Origin of the sequence: Caballeronia ptereochthonis (assembly GCF_001545075.1) — a bacterium.
GTDB classification, from domain to species: domain Bacteria; phylum Pseudomonadota; class Gammaproteobacteria; order Burkholderiales; family Burkholderiaceae; genus Caballeronia; species Caballeronia ptereochthonis.
The window spans coordinates 51,257-71,020 of the sequence record NZ_FCOB02000036.1 but is presented as its reverse complement, the minus strand read 5'-3'; the positions used below and the strand labels follow the sequence as shown (position 1 = coordinate 71,020).

The following is a 19,764-nucleotide window of genomic DNA, read 5'->3' as shown; positions in this document are numbered from 1 at the left end:
GCCGGAACGCTTTGGGGCTGAACCAGCGCCTTTAAACTTCTAGCTCGGCAGACCGTGCGCGAACCACGGCGCGTTAGACCTTCGAGGGCACTCTTTAGAGGCTGGGCCACTGCGAACCATGACGACGAGTCAATTTGAAGCACTCCGGGCCAAAGCTGCTTTCTTTGGTTACTTTCTTTGCAGCAGCAAAGAAAGTGACTGCCGCCCCGCACAGGGGCAACGCTAATAGACCATTAAGAATTCAGGATTTCATAGAGACACAAAGCAAAAACAAAAAAAGCACCGCAGGTCCCCCCACGGTGCCAGCGTTGCCCAAACGCCCAAAGACCCAAAGACCCTTATTTAGTCCAAGAATCCACGCGATCCCCGTGAGCGCTAATCCACGCGTCGGCAGCCGCCTGCGGCTTCTCCCCATTCTGCGTAGCAAGCATCACGCTATCGATCTCACCCGGCTTCCACTGAAACTTCTTGAGGAACGCCACAACCGGCGGAGCCTTCTTTTCGAGCTCGGGATTCACGACGTTATCCACATGCTCGGCCTCGCCGAAAACCTTCTTCGGATCGTCAAGAAACTTGAGCTTGTACTTCGCAAACATCCAGTGCGGCTTCCAGCCCGTCACGATGATCGGCTTGTTGGCCGCTTCCGACCGCGCCAGCTCCGCCGTCATCGCCGAACCCGAACTCGGCAGCAGCTTGTAGTCGAGGTTGTAGGCCTTGATGGCCTCGCTCGTCTTCTGCATCACGCCCGCGCCCGCATCGATGCCGACGATGCGCGAATCGAATTCCGCCTTCTTCGCCTCGAGATCGGAAAGGCTGTTGACGTCCACATTCTCCGGCACGATCAGACCGATCTTCGCATCCTGGAAGTTCGGCCCCAGATTCACGACCTTCGACTTGAAGTTGTTCCAGTACGCGCCATGTGTCACCGGCAACCACGCCGACAGCGTCGCGTCCAGATCGCCGCGCGCCACGCCCTGCCACATCACACCCGCCGCAACCGGCACGAGCTGCACCGGATAGCCCAGCTTCTTCTCGATGATGCGTGCCGCGACGTTCGACGTCGCCACGCTATCGTCCCAACCCTCGACGTAGCCGATCTTGATGGTCGGCTTATCGGCGGCGTTCGCCACAAAGCTCGCGGCCAGGGCAGCGGACAGCGCCCCGAGAACGAGCATTCTTCTCATCGGTTTCATTTGGTTTCCCCTTAGCGGCCCACGCCGTACAGCGAACAGAATCACCAGCCAGAATTGGCCCGTAACGCGCTTTTCCGACACTCAGTTGTCAAGAAACGACGCACCCTGACGATCACCTTCCGTCTCCCCGATCCGGGCCCGCCCGAGGACCTTACTTGTCGACGACGAGATCGCTCAAAGGCTTGCTGCAGCACAGCAACACCATGCCCTGATCGATTTCGCGCTGACGAATGCCGCCCGCATGCTTCATGCTCACTTCACCGGACACGAGCTTCACCTTGCACGTTCCGCACATGCCCTGCGTGCACGAAGAAGGCAGTCGCACGCCCGCCTTCTTCGCGGCATCCAGGACATGCTCGCCGCTGCCGCATTCGATATCGCGCCGGCTCTTCGCGAAGTTCACCTTGAACTTCGTTTCGACCGGTGCGGCCTCGACTGGCTCCGCAGGCGCAGGCTCGAAGCCCACCGCTTGCTCGCGCGCTTCCGCGAAATCCGTATCCGTCGCGAGCGCCTCGCCGACGTGCGCCGTCGTGAGTTGCGACGCGACTTCCGCCACCGTCTCGAACGAGAAGCTTTCCTCGTGATAACGCTTGCGATCGAAACCGCCTTCGTCGAGCAGGTCGCGCACCGCCTTCATGTACGGCGCGGGACCGCATGTGAAGATCTCGCGCTCGAGAAAGTCCGGCGCGATCAGCTTCAGAAGCGGCAGGCTCAGAAAGCCCGTCACGCCCGGCCAGCTGGTGCGCGCGCCCACGCGCTCGCAGACGAACGCCGTGCGGAAGTTCTGCTGATTCGACGCGATCAGCTCGAGCTCGCGCGCGAAGATGATGTCGTCCGGCGTGCGCGCACTGTGCAAGAAGACGATGTCCGCATCTTCGCCGAGCTCGTGATGCGCGCGGCTCATCGACATGAGCGGCGTGATGCCCGAGCCCGCCGAAAGAAAGAGAAACTTGCGCGCCGGATGACGCGCGCACGTGAACTCGCCCGACGGCCCGAGCACGCGCACGGTCGATCCCGCGACCATGTTGTCGTGCAGCCAGTTCGACACCTTGCCGCCCGGCACGCGTTTCACCGTAATGGAGATCGTATGCGGACGCGTCGGCGCCGACGAGATCGTGTAGCAGCGGTTGATCTGCTCGCCGTCGATGTCGAGCTCGAGCGTGATGAACTGCCCCGGCTCGAACACGAACGTGCGTTCGCCCGGCGCCTTGAAGAAGAAACTCTTGACGTCGTGCGTTTCCTGCCGGACGTGACAGCAGACGAGTGTCTCGTCGGTGTCGCAGTCCCAGCGCACGGGCAGCGCCCCCCAGAATTGCGGCCGGGTGACACGGCTTTCGGTCGGCTCGAAGGTGGCCTGATCGCGCATCATGTTCTGCTCCAGCTGCTTTAGCGCATGAAGGAAACGACTTTCTCGCCATGCGACGCATCCACGCCATGCTCCGGCGTGTTGGCGTAATCAGCAAGACGGCCCATGTACCACTCGCAGAACTTCTCGACGAGACCTTCCGTGAACGGCGAATACGGACCCGGCTCGTATGCGTTGCTCGCCACGCCGAGCTGCGAATACTCGACGAGCGTGCGGTCCTGGTCGTTCGTCGCGCGCCACACGGCCGTGAGATTGTCGACGTCGTAATCGATGCCTTCGCGCGCATCCTTGTGCACAAGCCATTTCGTGCGCACGAGCGTCTCGCCCGCGGAAAGCGGAATCACGCAGAACGTGACGATGTGATCGCTCATGAAGTGATGCCACGAGTTCGGCTGCGTCCAGAACGACAGGCCGCCCAGGTCCGCGCGCTCGAAGCCGCCCAGCAGCTTCTTCGAGGCGACCTTGGCATCGAGCGTCTGCGATTCGCCGTCACGGTCGAGCGGCAGGCGCTGCGTGCGGAAACCCGTCACGAGATCGGACAGTCGTTCGATTTCAGCCGACGGCAGGCACATCGCTTCCCATTGCTTCGTGCGCTCTTCGACGGTGCGCTCGAACGCGGCCATGCCTTCCTCGTTGGCCGGCGAGCGCTGATAGCCGAAGCCGTACTCATAGAGGGAAATGGTCAACTCCGGATGGTTCGCGACGCAGTGATAGCACTCGCGGTTGTTCTCCATCGTGAGCTTCCAGTTGCCCTTCTCGACGATGTCGATGCTCGCCGCGATCTTGGTGTCCTTCAGCCCGTGCGGCGCCAGATACAGCTCCATTGCTTCGCGCATCACGGCGAAATCGACGGGCGGTTCGTCGGCGAGACAGATGAAGATCAGTCCCGCGAGATTCTGCACGTGCACCTTCTTCAGGCTGTGCTTGCAGCGGTCGAACTGCTCGCCCATGTGCTCGGCGAACATCAGGTCGCCGGAGAGGTTGTAGGTCCAGCTGTGATACGGGCACACGATGTTGCCGAGCGATCCCTTCTCCTGATTGCACAGGCGCGCGCCGCGATGTCGGCACACGTTGTAGAACGCGCGGATTTCCATGTCGTCGTCGCGCACGATCAGGATCGAATCGTTGCCGATCTCGACCGTCGTGTAGTCGCCCGGCTCGGGGATGTCCGGTTCGACGGCGACCTGAATCCAGGTCTTGCGGAAAATCGCATCGAGGTCGAGCGCGTGAATCTCCTCGCTCGTATAGAACGGCGCCTCGAGCGTATGGCCCTTTTTGCGGCGTTCGATCATCGCGCGAACGTCTGCCGAAACTTTCATCGTGTGCTCCGTTGTGCGTCACGTCTGGTGCCCCGCCAAACACCTTTGAACGCGGGCTGCTGCTTCTGTATGTGGGTCGCCCAGCTGGGTCGAAAATCAGTAATCGACGAGTTGATGCTCGCGCAAATACGCCAGAATCACTTGTGCTTTTTCGACGGAACTCCCTTCAATTACGACGCTGCCGCCGCGGCTTTCGGTCGTCGTCGCGCCGAGCATGCGCGCGTGGCCCGAGCGCTTCTCCGGCGCAGCCAGCTTCTTCGGCTTCGCGGCGACCGCGGCGAGACTCCATGCGGCGCGGTCCTTGTCGGCGGGCGCGCTTGCGGCGACCGGCGCGACATGCCCCTCGCGCATGCGCGCATAGGCGTAGCGCGGCGCGGCATTGGCGAGCGGATGCACGGCGACAAGCGCGGGCAACGGTGCGCGCACGCGGCGGCGCAGGCCCTTCGGCATGAACTGGCGCACTTCCACGCCATCCTTCGTCACGCCGACGTCGACGGCCGCGCCGACCAGCGGAAGATTCAGCGCATCGGCGAGTTTGTACGGGAGCGTGCCGCTGTCGAATGCGCCTTCGGCGCGCGTGCCGGTCAGCACGAGGTCGTAGCCCGCGAGTCTCGAGCCGAGCGCCGCGCAGGCATCGCCCTGTGTGTTGAGCACTTCCACTTTCGGCGCGCCGAGCGCGAGATATTCGGCGAGCGCGGGATTGGCCGGGTCGCCCGCATGCAGCACGTCGAGCTGCGCGCCGTGCGCCCTGGCGATGTCGATGGCGATCGTCAACGCGGCCGCATCGTTGCGGCTATAGCGCGCGGAGCCGCTGACCGGATGGCGCCCGGTGGAAACCAGAACGGCGATTTTCATGCTGCAACTCCTTCGGCGACGGTCGCGGTCTGCATGATCGATCCACCGCCGGCACGCGCGGCGCGCGCGGCGGCAGCGGCATCGGTCAATGCCTTGACCGTCTCTTGCGCATCCGCGACGATCGTGAGGTTCGCGCGCTTGGCGATGGGCGCGCTGGCGTCGAGATTGACGGCGATCACATGGCGGCAGTCCTTGATGCCCTGCAAGTGCTGGACGGCCCCCGAAATGCCGAACGCGATATAGACGCTCGCCTCGACGGTCTTGCCCGTCGCGCCGATCTGCTTGTCGCGCGTGAACTTGCCGTCGTCGACGGCGACGCGGCTCGCGCCGATCGCCGCGCCCAGCGTGCCCGCGAGCGTCTCGAACGCGCCGATGTCGGAAACGCCGTTGCCCGCCGACACGATGAAGTCCGCTTCCTCCAGCGCGACCTGCGCGGCATCCATTTCCTCGATGCCGAGATCGACGTACGCACTGACCTTCGCAACGGGCACGATGTCTTCCGCGCTCACCGCCTCGCCGGCGCCCACGAACGGCAGCCTTGCATCGACCGCGTTCGCGGCGAGCAGAACCACATCGGGCAATGCGCGCGATGCGAACGCGCGGCCCGCATTGGCATACGACGCGACATGCGCGTGGTCCAGCTCGACGACGTGCGTCGCGATGCTCCCATCGGCGCGTGCCGCGTAGCGACGACCGAGATCGCCGTCGCCGGTGGCGTTGTCGGGCATGAAGACGCGCACCGGAGCGAAGTGCGCGACGCAGGCCGTCAGCGCCCGCACTTCCTCATCCGGCGCGAAGCTGCGCCGATCGAACGCAGGCAGTTCGATATACCGGTCCGCGCCCAAGGCAGCGGCATCGTCCTTGAATTCGCCGAACGCGATCAGCACGACTTCGGTTTCGTCATCCGCGAGCAGGGCGGCGGCGGCCAGCGCCTGGCGCGCGTGATCGTCGAGCGCGCCGCGGTCCGTATGCGCCGCGACCAGCAGCGAGCGTTTTGCGGGCTTCGTCGTGCGGCGCGCCTTCACCGCCTGCTTGTGGCCGCCATGCATCGACGCGAGGTCGAGCACGACGCCGTTGCCGATCTCGCCGAGCGTGATCCGTTTCAGCCCCTCCGCCGTGATGACGAACGGGCGGCGTGGATCGATTCGTTTGATGTTGTCGTTCATGGCATCACTCCAGCGCCGCGGCAACGAGCTCCGCCACGTCGAGCACTTCCGGACGGGGACCGACTACGCCTTCCAGCATCGCGGTGCACTGCGGGCAGCCGACCGCGACGACTTCCGCGCCGATCGACTTCGCATCGGCGATGCGGATATCGGGAATGCGCTGCTTGCCGGGGATATCGGTCAACGGCGCGCCGCCGCCACCGCCGCAGCAGCGTGCGCGCATGCCGTGACGCTCCATCTCGACGACCTTGATGCCGATGGTCTTCAGCAGCTTGCGCGGCGCTTCCGTTTCGCCGTTGTAGCGGCCGAGATAGCACGGATCGTGATACGTGATCTTCTTGTCCGCGAGCACGGCGGCAGCCTTGGGCGCCAGCTTGCCGTTCGAGACGAGCTCGGCCATGAACGCGGTGTGATGCTGCACCTCGTAATAGCCGCCGAGCGCGCGATATTCGTTGCGCAGGCTGTGCAGCACGTGCGGATCGGTCGTGACGATGCGCCTGAACGTGTATTGCGAGAGCGTGGCCATCAGCTTCGTCGCACATTGCTGGAACGTCGCTTCGTCGCCGAGACGCCGCGCCGTGTCACCGGTGTCGGTTTCCACGCCGCCCAGCACCGCGTAATCCACGCCGGCCTTGTTCAGCACCTTGGCGAATGCGCGCAGGGTGCGTTGGTAGCGCATGTCGAACGCGCCTTCGCCCGCGATCAGCAGCACATCCACCGGACGGCCCGGCTGCGCGACCTGCACTTGCAGATCCACTGACCAGTCGTAACGCGCGCCGATGTCATAGCCATTCTGGCTGCCCGTCTCGCGCAGATTCGCGAGCGTGATCGGACCCTTGCCCGGCACGTTGCCTTCGACCAGCGTCTGGTTGCGCCGCATGTCGACGATCGCGTCGACGTGCTCGATCAGCATCGGGCACTCCTGCACGCAGGCGCGGCAAGTCGTGCAGGACCAGATCGTGTCCGCTTCGATCATCTGCGAGATGAGCGGCTTGCCCGGACCGCCCGAGTGCTTGCCGACCGGAATGCCGGGTGTCGGGCTGCCTGCATATTGCGAGTCCGAGCCGCCGACCATGCCCGTCACGAGATCCTGAATCAGCTTCTTCGGATTGAGTGGCTGGCCCGACGCGAACGCGGGGCACGCGGCTTCGCACTTGCCGCACTGCACGCAGGCATCGAAGCTCAGCAGCTGGTTCCAGCGAAACTCGACCGGCTTGCCGACGCCGTATTCCTTCGCATCCAGCACGGGCTTCTTGAGTGCCGTGGGCGGCACCACGTCATGCTCGTGCTGGCTGTTCGCCTGAAAGCGCTCCTGACGCGGATGGAACGCGAGATGCAGGAGGCCGGCCATCGCGTGCTTCATGGGGCCGCCCTTCGCCGCGCCGAAGGTCATCGTGTACGCCCCGGCCGCGATCAGCAGCGCGACGATGATCGCCAGCGCGCCCGACATCCACGAAGCAGGCAGCAGCATGAACAACGCGAGGCCGAGCGCAAACGAGCCGAGCAGCAGCGGCAGGCTGTCCCACGGTCCGTGCGACAGACGCGCGGGCACGTCCTTCGCGTGACGGCGCTTCCATACGAACACCGCGCCGACGAGCATGATGATCGCCGCGATGAAGATCAGCCGGTCGAGCCAGGGCGAGTAGATCGCGAGGCCATAGTTGATGAAGACGAGCCCCATTGCGAGGATCGCGCCGCCGGCAGTCGCGACGTGCGTCTTCGCGATATACGGATCGCGCGCCACGACATGATGCAGATCGACGAAATAGCGCTTCGGAATGGTGAGCAGGTTCGCCCATCCGTATGCGCCCGCCGCCGTCGCGCGGCCTTCGCGCCAGTATGCCGCGCGCTTCAACAAGGCGAACGCGAGGCCCGCCATCGAAAGCCACAGCAACGCGGTGATGACAAACACGGGGTTCATCGTCCATTACCCTCGTCAGAAGTCTTTGCAGAGGCGCAGCGAATCGTAGATCGCGCTGTGGATGTTGTGCATCGAGATGCAGTCGCCGACGCGGAACAGCAGGAAGCGTCCGTTGCCGAGTTCTTCGCTCAGGCACGGCTGCGGTTCGGAGGCGAAGAGCTTGTGCACATCGACTTGCCCGCGATTGAGCGACTCGGGCTTGAGCTTCCAGTAGAGCGCATCGTTCGGCGTGATGCCGTTTTCGATCACGACCTGATCGACCGCGCGCTCTTCCTGCTCCTCCGTGTACTCGTTGCGGATCACGGCGATCTTCTTGCCATCTTCCTCGTAGACCTTGTCGAGCCAGTAGTTCGGCGTGTGGATCACGCCTTGCGCGTAGAGGCGACGATAGAAGATCGGGAACGTGGTGCCGCCGGTGTCGTCGGCGACCTTCACGTCCGGCGTGACGATTTCGACATTGTTGCCGCGCGAAGCGATGAAGTCCGCGACGCCCGCCCCCGCATGTGTGGAGACGCCGTCATAGACGAGCACGTTCTTGCCCGGCTCGACCTTGCCCGAGAGGATGTCCCACGAACTCACCGCGAGACCCTGCTCGACGCCCCACGCGGGCACCTGGTCCGTGAACGACGAGCCGCCCGTCGCCAGCACGACGATGTCCGGCTTCTCGGCCATGATCGTCTTGTCGTCGGCGGCGACGCCCAGACGTCGATCGACGCCGAGGCGTTTCGTCTCCATGTCGAACCAGCGCACGATGCCGGCCATCTGCTCGCGCTGCGGCGCTTTTGCCGCAAGCATGATCTGGCCACCGACGTAATCGTTCTTCTCGAACAGCACGACGTCGTGGCCGCGCGAACGCGCCACGCGCGCCGCTTCAAGGCCGGCCGGACCCGCGCCCACCACCACGACCTTGCGCTTCGGCCCGCGCGTCTTTTCGATGACATGCGGCATGGTCGCTTCGCGCGAGGTCGCCGCGTTCTGCACGCACAGCACATCCAGCCCGTTGTACTGACGGTCGATGCAATAGTTCGCGCCGACGCATTGCTTGATCTCGTCCTCGCGGCCATCGCGGATCTTGATGACCATGTGCGGATCGGCGATCTGCGCGCGCGTCATGCCGACGAGATCGACCATGCCGTTGGCGAGCAGACGTTCCGCCTGACCCGCGTCGCGGATGCTCTGCGCATGCATGATCGGCAGCTTCACCACCGACTTGATGCCCGCGGCGAGATGCACGAACGGCTCGGGCGGCAGCGCCATCGGCGGCATGCAGTTGGCGAGCGTGTTGTGCGTATCGGCGCCGGAGCCGATCACACCGAGGTAATCGATCAGGCCCGTCTCGGCCATCGCCTGCGCGATTTCCTTCAGGTTCTCGTGAGAGAGACCGTCTTCATGGAACTCGTCGCCGCACATGCGCAGGCCGACGCAGAAGTCCGCGCCCACTGCTTCACGCACGGCTTTCAGCACTTCCGTACCGAAGCGCAGACGGTTCTCGAGCGAGCCGCCCCACTCGTCCGTGCGGAAGTTGGTGCGCGGGCTCCAGAACTGGTCGATCAGATGCTGGTGCGCCGCCGAAATCTCGATGCCGTCCATGCCCGCATCCTTCACGCGCTTCGCGGCCGCCGCGAAGTCGTCGATGATGCGCTTGATCTCTTCCACCTCGATGATCTTGGCGTTACCGCGGTGCACCGGCTCACGCACGCCCGAGGGCGACATCAGGTGCGGCCAGTGCTCGCCGTGCCACGCGGAACGGCGGCCCATGTGCGTCGCCTGGATCATGATGAACGCACCGTGACGATGCATCGCTTCGGCGAGACGCGAGAGCGGGTCGATGACCTTGTCGGTCGCCAGGTTCACCGATTTCCACCAGCCTTGCGGGCTGTCGATCGATACGGGACTCGAACCGCCGCACACGGCGAGGCCGACGCCGCCCTTCGCCTTCTCCTCGTAGTAACGGATATAGCGATCGCCGGGCAGGCCGCCCGGTTCGGCATAGACCTCCGCGTGCGCCGTGCTGACGATGCGGTTTCGCAGGGTCAGCTTGTTCAGCTGGAGAGGCTTGAAAAGGTTCGGGTAACGCATTGCGATCGACCTCGGAATGGTTTTACATGCAACTACTTTGCTGCGCCGTCTCCTGCGCGGTCATGCCAATGGCGACACTTCGAACACGCAGTGATCGTGTCCTTCAGCCGCGCACTGCGTCTCGATCGATTTCGAGCGCGGGCCTTTCTTCGTGCTGTCGGGCGCGGTGTCGTTGACCCAGTCCATCGCGCCGGCGAACCAGCCCGCGAACATGTAGCAGAGCTTGCCGTGCTTGCCCGGCTGTGCGAGCACGAACGACGAGTTATGCAGATGGATGCGCGCATGCGAAGTCGCCGGATCGGCTTCGACGATGCTGAACAGGCCCCAGCCGCGTTGCGACAGGCGCGTCAGGTAATGCTCGAACACGGCCATGCCGCTGATGCCGTGCTTCTCGGCTTCCTTGTCGCACCAGTGATACGCGGACTTGTAGCCCGCCTTGTAGAGAATCTCGGCGTATGTCTCGCGGCCGAGCGCTTCCTCGACGGCGACGTGGTTGTTCGTGAAGAAGTGGCGCGGCACGTAGAGCATCGGCAGCGCGTCGGTGGTCCAGACGCCGGTTTGCGGGTCGACGTCGATAGGCAGTTGCGGTTGCATCGCAGGGTTCCTTGTTTTTGTCGTTGGTCTCAGACGTTCCAGACTTCGCCGAAAAAGCGCATCCAGTTCTCGCCCATGATCTTCTTGATGCGCGACTCGCTCCAGCCCGCCTTTTCCATCGCGGCGGTGAGGTTCGGGAACTCGCCGATCGTGCGGATGCCTTCCGGATTGACCACCTTGCCGAAGTTCGTCAGACGGCGATAACGGCCCTTGTCGTGCGTGATCCAGTCGAAGAATTCGGTGCTGTAGCCTTGCGTGAAGTCGGTGCCGATACCGACCTTGTCTTCGCCGATCACATCGACGACGTATTCGATCGCTTCGAGATAATCCTCGACGGTCGCGTCCGGGCCCTTCTTGAGGAACGGCGCGAACATCGTGACGCCGACGAAGCCGTTCGCATCGGCGATCTCTTTGAGCTGCTCGTCCGTCTTGTTGCGCGGATGATCCTTGAGACCCGACGGGCAGCAGTGCGAGTACGTGACGGGCTTCTTCGAGCAGGCGATCGCATCGGACGACGTCTTGGCGCCGACATGCGAGAGGTCGACCACGATGCCGACGCGGTTCATCTCCTGAATCACTTCGCGGCCATAGCCGGAGAGACCGCCATCGGCTTCGTAGCAACCGGTGCCGACCAGGTTCTGCGTGTTGTAGCAGAGCTGCACCACGTTCACGCCGAGCTCCTTGAACACTTCGATATAGCCGAGGTTGTCCTCGAACGCATACGAGTTCTGGAAGCCGAAGATGATGCCGGTCTTGTTTTCCTTCTTCGCGCGCAGGATGTCGTCCGTCGTGCGCACGAGCGTGAGAATTTCGCTGTATTCGCGGATCTGCTGCTTCATTTCCGCGATGTTGTCGATGGTCTTCTGGAAGTCTTCCCAGACCGAGACGGTGCAGTTCACGGCGGTGACGCCGCCCTTCCTCATGTCCTCGAACACGGAGCGCTCGAACTTCGAGATGTTCAGGCCGTCGATGATGATGCTGTTGTCGTGCAGGGTGCTCATCTTGTTTGCTCCGTGTGCTCAATAGATGGGGAAGCGTTCGCACAGCGCAAAGATCTCGCGGCGCACGCGCTGTTCCGTTTGCGGATCGCCTTCGGGGTGCTCGCGCAGCGAATCGAAGACTTCGAGAATCAGACGGCCCACTTCGCGGAACTCGTTCACGCCGAAGCCGCGCGTCGTGCCAGCGGGTGTGCCCAGGCGAATGCCGGAAGTCACGGTCGGCTTTTCGGTGTCGAACGGAATGCCGTTCTTGTTGCAGGTGATGCCTGCGCGCTCCAGCGCCTGCTCGACCTGATTGCCCTTGAGACCCTTCGGACGCAGGTCGACGAGCAAGAGATGGTTGTCGGTGCCGCCCGTGACCAGATCGACGCCGCCTGCCTTCAGCACTTCGCCGAGCGCCTTCGCGTTGGCGAGCACGTTGTCGATATAGGTCTTGAAGCCCGGCTGCAGCGCCTCGCCGAACGCAACGGCCTTGCCCGCGATCACGTGCATCAGCGGGCCGCCCTGCAGGCCGGGGAACACGGCGGAATTGATCTTCTTGGCGATCTCTTCGTCGTTGGTGAGCACGAAGCCGCCACGCGGGCCGCGCAGGGTCTTGTGCGTGGTGGAGGTGACGACGTGCGCATGCTCGACCGGATTCTGGTGACGCCCTGCCGCGATGATGCCCGCGATGTGCGCCATGTCGACCATGAGCTTCGCGCCGGCGTTGTCCGCGATCTTGCGCAGGCGCGCGAAGTCGAGCTCGCGCGGATACGCCGAGAAGCCCGCGATGATGAGCGACGGCTTGTGCTGCTGCGCGAGCTCTTCGATCTGCTCGTAGTCGATCAGCATCGTGTCGCGGTTCACGCCGTACTGCACGGCGTTGAACCACTTGCCCGAGAGCGCGGGCTTCGCGCCGTGCGTCAGGTGGCCGCCCGCATCGAGCGACATGCCGAGCACGGTGTCGCCCGGCCTGGTCAGCGCGAGCATGACGGCGCCGTTGGCCTGTGCGCCCGAGTGCGGCTGCACGTTGGCGAACTTCGCGTTGAACAGCTGCTTGATGCGGTCGATGGCGAGCTGCTCGATCTCGTCGACGAATTCGCAGCCGCCGTAATAGCGCTTGCCCGGATAACCTTCCGCGTACTTGTTCGTGAGCACCGAGCCTTGCGCTTCCAGCACCGCGCGCGAGACGATGTTTTCAGACGCAATCAGTTCGATCTGCGATTGCTGTCGCTCCAGCTCTTTCAGGATCGCGCCGCGCACCGAGGCGTCGCGGGTCGCGAGCGACTCTTCGAAGAAGGGATTCGTGTTCGACATGGAAGGTCCGTGGGTCAAGAGTAACGGTCGTAGGAGGAAGGTCTGACGGGGGTTTGAGCCGATTCCCGTTGCCTTCATCGTTGCGTCTATTCTTGACTTTCGCCCTGCCGGTCAATTTATGAATTTAGACGTGTTCTTGGCCTTTTCCGACATGCGCGTCTGTTTTCGACAAGTGGCCGGATTCGATTCGGTGTATCGCATTTTTTTGCGCTCCGTGCTGCACTGCATCGGAACGATCGTGCGCTTCGGCAGTGCGTCCCTTGCCCTGCTTGGCCCTGGACTAGTGCGTAGGCGCAACGAAGCATGCGCGAAGCCATGCATTGCTCAGGGTTTAGCCTGATGGCATGGTAGTTGCACTCGAAACCAAAATTGGAAAAGTGGCAAAGCGTCGCAAATGACGGCGCCCACCAATAGATTCGAAGGAATCAGTTCTCCCATGTCCCCCGACCGTACGGCGTCGCTGTCTCACTTCGCGTTCATGCCGCTTCCCAACTTCACGATGATCGCGTTCACGAATGCGATCGAAGTCCTGCGCATGGCGAACTATCTGACGGGACAGCCGTTGTATCGATGGTCGATCGTGAGTCCGGACGGCGGTCCGGTGACGGCGAGCAACGGGCTTTCCGTCGATACGGGTCCGGTGGAATGTGTCGGTCAGCCGGATATCGTGTTCGTCGTTGGTGGAATCGACGTGCAGCGTTCGACCACGCCTGAGCATCTCGCCGCGTTGCGCCGCTTTGCGCGTACGGGAAGCGTGCTTGGGTCGCTTTGCACCGGAACCTATGCGCTGGCGCGCGCGGGCCTGCTTGCCGGCTATGCGTGCGCGATTCACTGGGAGAACATGTCGGCGCTCAAGGAGGAGTTTCCCGACACGCGCTTCCTCAAAGAGCTTTTCGTGATCGACCGTGATCGCGTGACGTGCACGGGCGGCGTCGCGCCGCTCGACATGATGCTCAACCTGCTCGCGGCGCGCGTCGGTACGGCGCGGATCACGCAGATTGCGGAGCAGTTCATCGTCGAACATGTGCGCGATACGAGCGCGCAGCAGCGCATGCCTCTCGTGGCCCGCCTGGGGTCGGCCAACAAGTCGCTCTTTGAAGTCATCTCGCTGATGGAGAACAACATCGAGGAGCCTTTGTCGCGCGAGGAGCTGGCGCGGCTTGCGGGGATGTCGCAGAGGCAGTTGCAGCGGCTGTTCCGTGAGCATCTCGGGATGACGCCGACGCACTATTACCTGACGTTGCGGCTGCGGCGTGCGCGGGAGTTGCTGCTTCAGACCGACATGTCGATCATGCACATCACGATGGCGTGCGGATTTCAGTCAGCTTGTCACTTCTCGAAGAGCTATCGCGATGCGTTTGGCACCGCGCCGACGCGGGAGCGGCGCAAGCAGGTTCCTCCGTTGGCTTCTGTTTCTTCTGCGATGGTTGCTTGAGGGGCTTGGGGTTTTCTTTTTTCGTGAAATCCTGAACTCTTAGTGGTCTATTAGCGTTGCCCCTGTGCGGGGCGGCAGTCACTTTCTTTGCAGCTGCAAAGAAAGTAACCAAAGAAAGCAGCTTTGGCCCGGAGTGCTTCAAATTGACTCGTCGTCATGGTTCGCAGTGGCCCAGCCTCTAAAGAGTGCCCTCGAAGGTCTAACGCGCCGTGGTTCGCGCACGGTCTGCCGAGCTAGAAGTTTAAAGGCGCTGGTTCAGCCCCAAAGCGTTCCGGCCCAGCGCTACGCGCTGCCGCAGGGTCTGCAAGGGAAACCAATCTTTAGCGAATGCAGCGAGATGGAGGCGTTAGCCAAGAAGCACGGGCAGACCCGATGAACCCTTCGGCCGCGCAGCGGGCCGGAGCTTTTTTGGTGCTGAACCAGTCAGTTTTGTGGTGCGATGGAGCAGAGCGTGCGCGAGCCAAGCGGCGTGAGTCCTTTGAGGGCAACACTTAGGGGCTGGGCCACGCCGAACCATGACGACGAGTCTGCCCGGGCTCAAGCTGCTTTCTTTGGTTACTTTCTTTGCAGCAGCAAAGAAAGTGACTGCCGCCCCGCACAGGGGCAACACCAATAGACCACTAAGAATTCAGGATTTCACGAAAGCAGAAGCGAACAAAACAAACAGGAACCCTAACCAGAACCTAGATAAGAGAAAACCCATGAACTACGAAGTAATAGTGACATGCGCGGTAACGGGCGCCGGTGACACAACCGGCAAGCACCCAGCGATTCCGACCACGCCGAAGCAGATAGCAGAATCAGCGATAGAAGCGGCCCGCGCGGGCGCAACCGTCGCGCACTGCCACGTCCGCGATCCAAAAACCGGAAAAGCCAGCCGCAACCCGGCGCTATACCGCGAGGTAGTGGACCGCATCCGCTCATCCGACGTCGACGTCATCATCAACCTGACCGCCGGCATGGGCGGTGACCTCGAAATCGGCCCGGGCGAAGACCCGATGCGCTTCGGCAAGGGCACGGACCTCGTCGGCGGCCTGACGCGTCTCGCGCACGTCGAAGAACTGCTGCCCGAAATCTGCACCCTCGACTGCGGCACGCTCAATTTCGGCGACGGCGACTACATCTACGTCTCGACCCCCGCCCAGTTGCGAGCCGGCGCAAAACGCATCCAGGAACTCGGCGTGAAGCCCGAACTGGAAATCTTCGACACAGGCCATCTGTGGTTCGCGAATCAATTGCTGAAAGAAGGCCTGCTCGACGCGCCGCCGCTCTTCCAGCTCTGCATGGGCATTCCGTGGGGCGCGCCGCCCGACACCGGCACGATGAAGGCAATGGTCGACAACCTGCCGCCCGGCGCACATTGGGCCGGCTTCGGCATCGGCCGCATGCAGATGCCGATGGTCGCGCAAGCGATGCTGCTCGGCGGCCACGTGCGCGTCGGCCTCGAGGACAACCTGTGGCTCGATCGCGGCGTGCATGCGACGAACGGCTCGCTCGTGCAGCGCGCGGTGGAAATCATCGAACGGCTCGGCGCCCGCGCACTCACGCCCGCCGAAGGACGCAGGAAGCTCGGCCTGCCGCCGCGCGGCGAGCGCCTGCTGGAGAAGCGCGCGCTCGAACAATTCGCTTGAACTCAAAGGAACATCACGACATGCAAGTCAAGCAATTCGCCGCGCTCGGCGCGGGTGTGATCGGCAGCGGCTGGGTGGCGCGCGCGCTCGCGCACGGTCTCGACGTCACCGCATGGGACCCCGCGCCCGGCGCGGAGGCGCAGCTTCGCGCGAACGTCGCGAATGCGTGGCCGGCGCTCGAACGCGTCGGACTGGCGCAGGGCGCGTCGCCCGAGCGGCTGCGCGTGGTCGCGAGCGTCGAGGATTGCGTCGCCGGCGCGGACTTCATCCAGGAAAGCGCGCCCGAGCGCGAGGAACTGAAGCTCGCGCTGCACGAGCGCGTGAGCCGCGCGGCGAAACCGGAGGCGATCATCGCATCGTCGACGTCCGGGCTTCTGCCGAGCGATTTCTATGCGCGCGCGGTCAATCCGGAACGCTGCGTCGTCGGGCATCCGTTCAATCCGGTTTATCTGCTGCCGCTCGTCGAAGTGCTGGGCGGCGCGCAGACCTCGGGCGAAGCCATCGATTCGGCGATGAGCTTCTACTCATCCATCGGCATGCGGCCGCTGCGCGTGAGAAAGGAAGTGCCGGGCTTCATCGCGGATCGCCTGCTCGAAGCGCTGTGGCGCGAGGCCCTGCATCTCGTGAACGACGGCGTCGCGACGACCGGCGAAATCGACGACGCGATCCGCTACGGCGCAGGCATCCGCTGGTCGTTCATGGGCACGTTCCTCACCTACACGCTGGCGGGCGGCGAGGCGGGCATGCGACACTTCATGCAGCAGTTCGGCCCGGCGCTCGAGCTGCCATGGACGAAGCTCGTCGCGCCGACGCTGACCGACGAGCTCATCGACCGCGTGGTGGACGGCACCGCGCGGCAGACGAACGGCCGCGGCATCAAGGAGCTGGAGCGGTATCGCGACGACTGCATCGCGAGCGTGATCGAGGCGATCGCGGCCGCCAAGGCCCGCCACGGCATCGAAGACTGAACGAGGAGCGCAGATGAGCACGATCTACCGCGACACCGTGAAGCCCGAATGGGTCGACTACAACGGCCATCTGCGCGACGCGTTCTACATGCTGATCTACAGCCTCGCGACCGATGCGTTCATGGACCGCATCGGTCTCGACGACGCCGGCCGCCGCGCGCGCCAGCGCACGCTCTACACGCTCGAGGCGCACATCAGCTATCTGCGCGAAATCAAGGAGGGCGCGGCGGTGCGCGTCGAAGCGCGGGTCGTCGGGCACGACAGGAAGCGCATCCATCTGTACCTGGAGATGTTCGAAGGCGATGCCGCCGATCCCGTCTCGGCCTGCGAGCAGATGATGATGCACATCGATACGAGCGGCGCGCCGAAAGCCGCCTCGTTCGATGAGGATATCGCCGCGCGCGTCGCCGCCGAGCCGACCGTCGCCGCAAGGGACGCGCGTTACGCCGGCCGCGTGATCGGCTTGCCGGTGCGCGCTTCCTCCACCGCGCCGGCCTGAGCGCGCCACGTGCGCAGCAACAGCGCATTGGTCACGACGCTCACGCTGGAAAACGCCATCGCCGCGCCCGCGAACATCGGATCGAGCAATCCGAATGCCGCGAGCGGAATGCCGATCAGGTTGTAGACGAACGCCCAGAACAGGTTCTGCTGGATCTTCCGGTACGTGCGCCGCGAAATGTCGATCGCGTCAGCGACGAGCGCCGGGTCGCCGCGCATCAGCGTGAGGCCGGCCGCCTCGATCGCCACGTCGGTGCCGCTCGCCATCGCGATGCCGATGTCGGCGGCGGCGAGCGCGGGCGCGTCGTTGATGCCGTCGCCGGCCATCGCGACCACGCCCGTCGTCGACGCCTTCAGTTGGGCGACGACGCGCGCCTTGTCGTCGGGCAGCGTCTGCGCATACACGAGATCCGGCGGAATGCCCAGCGCGCGCGCGACGGCCTGCGCGCTGCCCGGGTTGTCGCCGGTGACGAGCGCGCTCTTCACGCCCATGCGCGCGAGCCGTTCGATGGCGGCGCGCGCGGTCGGCTTGACCGTATCGCCGAACGCGAGCAGCGCGAGCACGATGTTGCGGCCGTCCGATTCCTCGATGAGCCACGACACCGTGTTGCCCTGCGCTTCCAGGTCCCGCGCCCGGGCCGCGAGCGATGACGGCGCCTCCGCGCCCAGTTCCGCGAGCCAGCGGCCGCTGCCGATCGCGATGCGCCGCTCGCCGATGCTCGCTTCCACGCCTCGCCCCGCGACCGCGCGCGCCGCGCTCGCTTCGAGCCGCGGCGCGTCCTTGGCGGCCGCCGCGACCGCCTTCGCCAGCGGATGCTCGCTCATGCGCTGCACGGCGGCGGCGAGCCCGAGCGCCTGCTCGCGGTCCTGTCCCGGCGCGGCGTCGAACGCGACGAGGCTCGGGCGCCCAACCGTCAGCGTGCCTGTCTTGTCGAACGCGACGATCCCGATCGCATGCGCCTGCTCGAGCGCCTGCGCGTCCTTGATGAGAATGCCCTGGCGCGCCGCGACGCCCGTGCCGGCCATGATCGCGGTCGGCGTCGCCAGTCCGAGCGCGCATGGGCACGCGATCACGAGCACCGCGACGGCGTTCAGCAGCGCCGTTTCCGCGTCCGCGCCATGCAGCAGCCATCCGGCGAGCGTGACGGCCGCGATCGCCAGAATCGCGGGTACGAACACCGCCGACACGCGATCGACCAGCCGCTGGATCGGCGCCTTCTCCGCCTGCGCCGATTCGACCAGCCGGATGATGCGCGCGAGCGTCGTTTCCGCGCCGATCGCCGTGGTTTCGATCGCGATCGCGCCTTCGCCGTTGATCGAGCCGCCGGTCGTGCGCGCGCCCGCTTCCTTCGCGACGGGCAGGCTTTCGCCCGTGATCAGCGATTCGTCGACATGCGTGCGGCCCTCGCGCACGATGCCGTCCACCGGCACGCGCTCGCCCGGCCGCACGACGACGATATCGCCGATCCGTACCTCCGCGAGCGCCACCTCGCGTTCGCGCCACGGATCGTTCTGCTCGCGCACGCGCGCCCTGGTCGGCCGCAGCGCGTTGAGCGCGCGGATCGCGTCGGTGGTCTGCCGTTTCGCGCGCGCCTCGAGCCACTTGCCGAAGCGCACGAGCGTGATGACCACCGCCGACGCCTCGAAGTACAGATGCGCCGTCATGCCACCGTGCACGAACATCTGATAGACGGACAGGCCCCACGCCGCCGACGTGCCGAGGGCGACGAGCAGGTCCATGTTGCCCGCGAGCGCGCGCACCGCGCGATAGCCGCCCGCATAGAAGCGCGCGCCGAAGCCGAACTGCACGATGCTCGCCAGCGCGAGTTGCAGCCACGGATTCAGCGAAAGGCCGAACATCGGCGCGAGCAGCGGCAGCGTGAGCAGCGCGGACGTGAAAACCGCCGCGAGCTCGCGATCGAGCGCGGGCGAGGCCGAGGCGGCGGGCGGCGCTTCGGGCAGGATCGGCGCGGCTTCGTAGCCCGCTTTCGCCACGGCGGCGACGAGCTGCTCGTCGCTGACGGCGGCGCTCGCGTGGACCGTGGCCTTCTCGGTGGCGAGATTGACCGCGACGCTCTCGACGCCGGGCACGTGCCTGAGCACCTTCTCGACGCGCGCCACGCAGGACGCGCACGTCATGCCGCTGACGGCGAGTTCCGCGATTCTGGGATTTTCGGATGATGCGGTGGGCATGGTGAAACGTTCCGGTCTGGCTGGGAGGCACGAATTTCGGATCGCGCGATTCCCTGACAAAGAGCAGTATCGACCTTCCAATGCTTGGAAGGTCAAGGGCGGGATGGAGCGCGTCGTGCGATATCGAAATCGGCCGTGCGGCGGGCGGCGGACATGTACATCAGAGGGACTCCCGTAATTGGACATCGTCATGCCGGCCGATGATGGTACGCGAGGCGACGCCGGCGCGTCATGCGCTCGGATCGCGGGCAT

The 19,764-nt window shown here is 64.5% G+C and carries 15 protein-coding genes; 4 read left to right on the top strand and 11 right to left on the bottom strand.

Annotated elements, in window-relative coordinates; translation table 11 throughout:
* Nucleotides 1-338 precede the first annotated feature (338 nt).
* From AWB83_RS29565 to AWB83_RS29520, 10 genes are all read right to left on the bottom strand, one after another.
* Nucleotides 339-1,193, bottom strand: a complete 855-nt coding sequence (locus tag AWB83_RS29565; RefSeq protein WP_087049174.1) for a glycine betaine ABC transporter substrate-binding protein — start codon at nucleotides 1,191-1,193, stop codon at nucleotides 339-341.
* Between the two features lie 151 nt (nucleotides 1,194-1,344).
* Nucleotides 1,345-2,562, bottom strand: coding sequence for an FAD-binding oxidoreductase (locus AWB83_RS29560; RefSeq protein WP_374729149.1), 1,218 nt, complete (start codon nucleotides 2,560-2,562; stop codon nucleotides 1,345-1,347).
* Between the two features lie 17 nt (nucleotides 2,563-2,579).
* Nucleotides 2,580-3,878, bottom strand: coding sequence for an aromatic ring-hydroxylating oxygenase subunit alpha (locus AWB83_RS29555; protein WP_087049173.1), 1,299 nt, complete (start codon nucleotides 3,876-3,878; stop codon nucleotides 2,580-2,582).
* A gap of 96 nt (nucleotides 3,879-3,974) precedes the next feature.
* The gene (locus tag AWB83_RS29550; RefSeq protein WP_087049172.1) at nucleotides 3,975-4,733 is read right to left on the bottom strand and encodes an adenine nucleotide alpha hydrolase family protein; all 759 of its coding nucleotides are present in this window, start codon (nucleotides 4,731-4,733) and stop codon (nucleotides 3,975-3,977) included.
* Nucleotides 4,730-5,899 (bottom strand): electron transfer flavoprotein subunit alpha/FixB family protein, encoded by a 1,170-nt coding sequence (locus AWB83_RS29545; RefSeq protein WP_087049171.1) that lies wholly within the window; start codon nucleotides 5,897-5,899, stop codon nucleotides 4,730-4,732. The genes AWB83_RS29550 and AWB83_RS29545 overlap by 4 nt, the downstream gene beginning before the upstream one ends.
* A 4-nt stretch (nucleotides 5,900-5,903) precedes the next feature.
* Entirely contained in the window at nucleotides 5,904-7,820 is a 1,917-nt protein-coding gene (locus AWB83_RS29540) for a (Fe-S)-binding protein (protein WP_087049170.1), read from the bottom strand.
* A 15-nt stretch (nucleotides 7,821-7,835) separates the two neighbouring features.
* Nucleotides 7,836-9,899 (bottom strand): NADH:flavin oxidoreductase, encoded by a 2,064-nt coding sequence (locus AWB83_RS29535; protein ID WP_087049169.1) that lies wholly within the window; start codon nucleotides 9,897-9,899, stop codon nucleotides 7,836-7,838.
* Between the two features lie 60 nt (nucleotides 9,900-9,959).
* Nucleotides 9,960-10,493 carry a DUF5943 domain-containing protein gene (locus tag AWB83_RS29530; protein WP_087049168.1) on the bottom strand — a complete coding sequence of 178 codons (534 nt, stop codon included), beginning with the start codon at nucleotides 10,491-10,493 and terminating at the stop codon, nucleotides 9,960-9,962.
* 29 nt (nucleotides 10,494-10,522) lie between these two features.
* Nucleotides 10,523-11,494 (bottom strand): dipeptidase, encoded by a 972-nt coding sequence (locus tag AWB83_RS29525; protein WP_087049167.1) that lies wholly within the window; start codon nucleotides 11,492-11,494, stop codon nucleotides 10,523-10,525.
* 18 nt (nucleotides 11,495-11,512) lie between these two features.
* Nucleotides 11,513-12,787 (bottom strand): serine hydroxymethyltransferase, encoded by a 1,275-nt coding sequence (locus AWB83_RS29520; RefSeq protein ID WP_087049166.1) that lies wholly within the window; start codon nucleotides 12,785-12,787, stop codon nucleotides 11,513-11,515.
* Nucleotides 12,788-13,223: 436 nt separating this feature from the next.
* Here AWB83_RS29520 and AWB83_RS29515 point away from each other — a divergent pair, with 436 nt between their 5' ends.
* The 4 genes from AWB83_RS29515 to AWB83_RS29500 all read left to right on the top strand — a co-directional run bounded on the left by AWB83_RS29515 (nucleotide 13,224) and on the right by AWB83_RS29500 (nucleotide 17,320).
* Nucleotides 13,224-14,222, top strand: coding sequence for a GlxA family transcriptional regulator (locus tag AWB83_RS29515; protein WP_087049165.1), 999 nt, complete (start codon nucleotides 13,224-13,226; stop codon nucleotides 14,220-14,222).
* Between the two features lie 701 nt (nucleotides 14,223-14,923).
* Complete coding sequence (gene cdhC / locus AWB83_RS29510) at nucleotides 14,924-15,853, top strand: 3-dehydrocarnitine:acetyl-CoA trimethylamine transferase CdhC (RefSeq protein ID WP_087049164.1); 930 nt, start codon at nucleotides 14,924-14,926, stop codon at nucleotides 15,851-15,853.
* 20 nt (nucleotides 15,854-15,873) lie between these two features.
* Nucleotides 15,874-16,821, top strand: coding sequence for an L-carnitine dehydrogenase (locus tag AWB83_RS29505; protein WP_087049163.1), 948 nt, complete (start codon nucleotides 15,874-15,876; stop codon nucleotides 16,819-16,821).
* 13 nt (nucleotides 16,822-16,834) lie between these two features.
* Nucleotides 16,835-17,320, top strand: a complete 486-nt coding sequence (locus AWB83_RS29500) for a thioesterase family protein (RefSeq protein ID WP_087049162.1) — start codon at nucleotides 16,835-16,837, stop codon at nucleotides 17,318-17,320.
* Here AWB83_RS29500 and AWB83_RS29495 read toward each other — a convergent pair.
* Nucleotides 17,263-19,512 carry a heavy metal translocating P-type ATPase gene (locus tag AWB83_RS29495; protein ID WP_087049161.1) on the bottom strand — a complete coding sequence of 750 codons (2,250 nt, stop codon included), beginning with the start codon at nucleotides 19,510-19,512 and terminating at the stop codon, nucleotides 17,263-17,265. The genes AWB83_RS29500 and AWB83_RS29495 overlap by 58 nt on opposite strands.
* Nucleotides 19,513-19,764 lie beyond the last annotated feature (252 nt).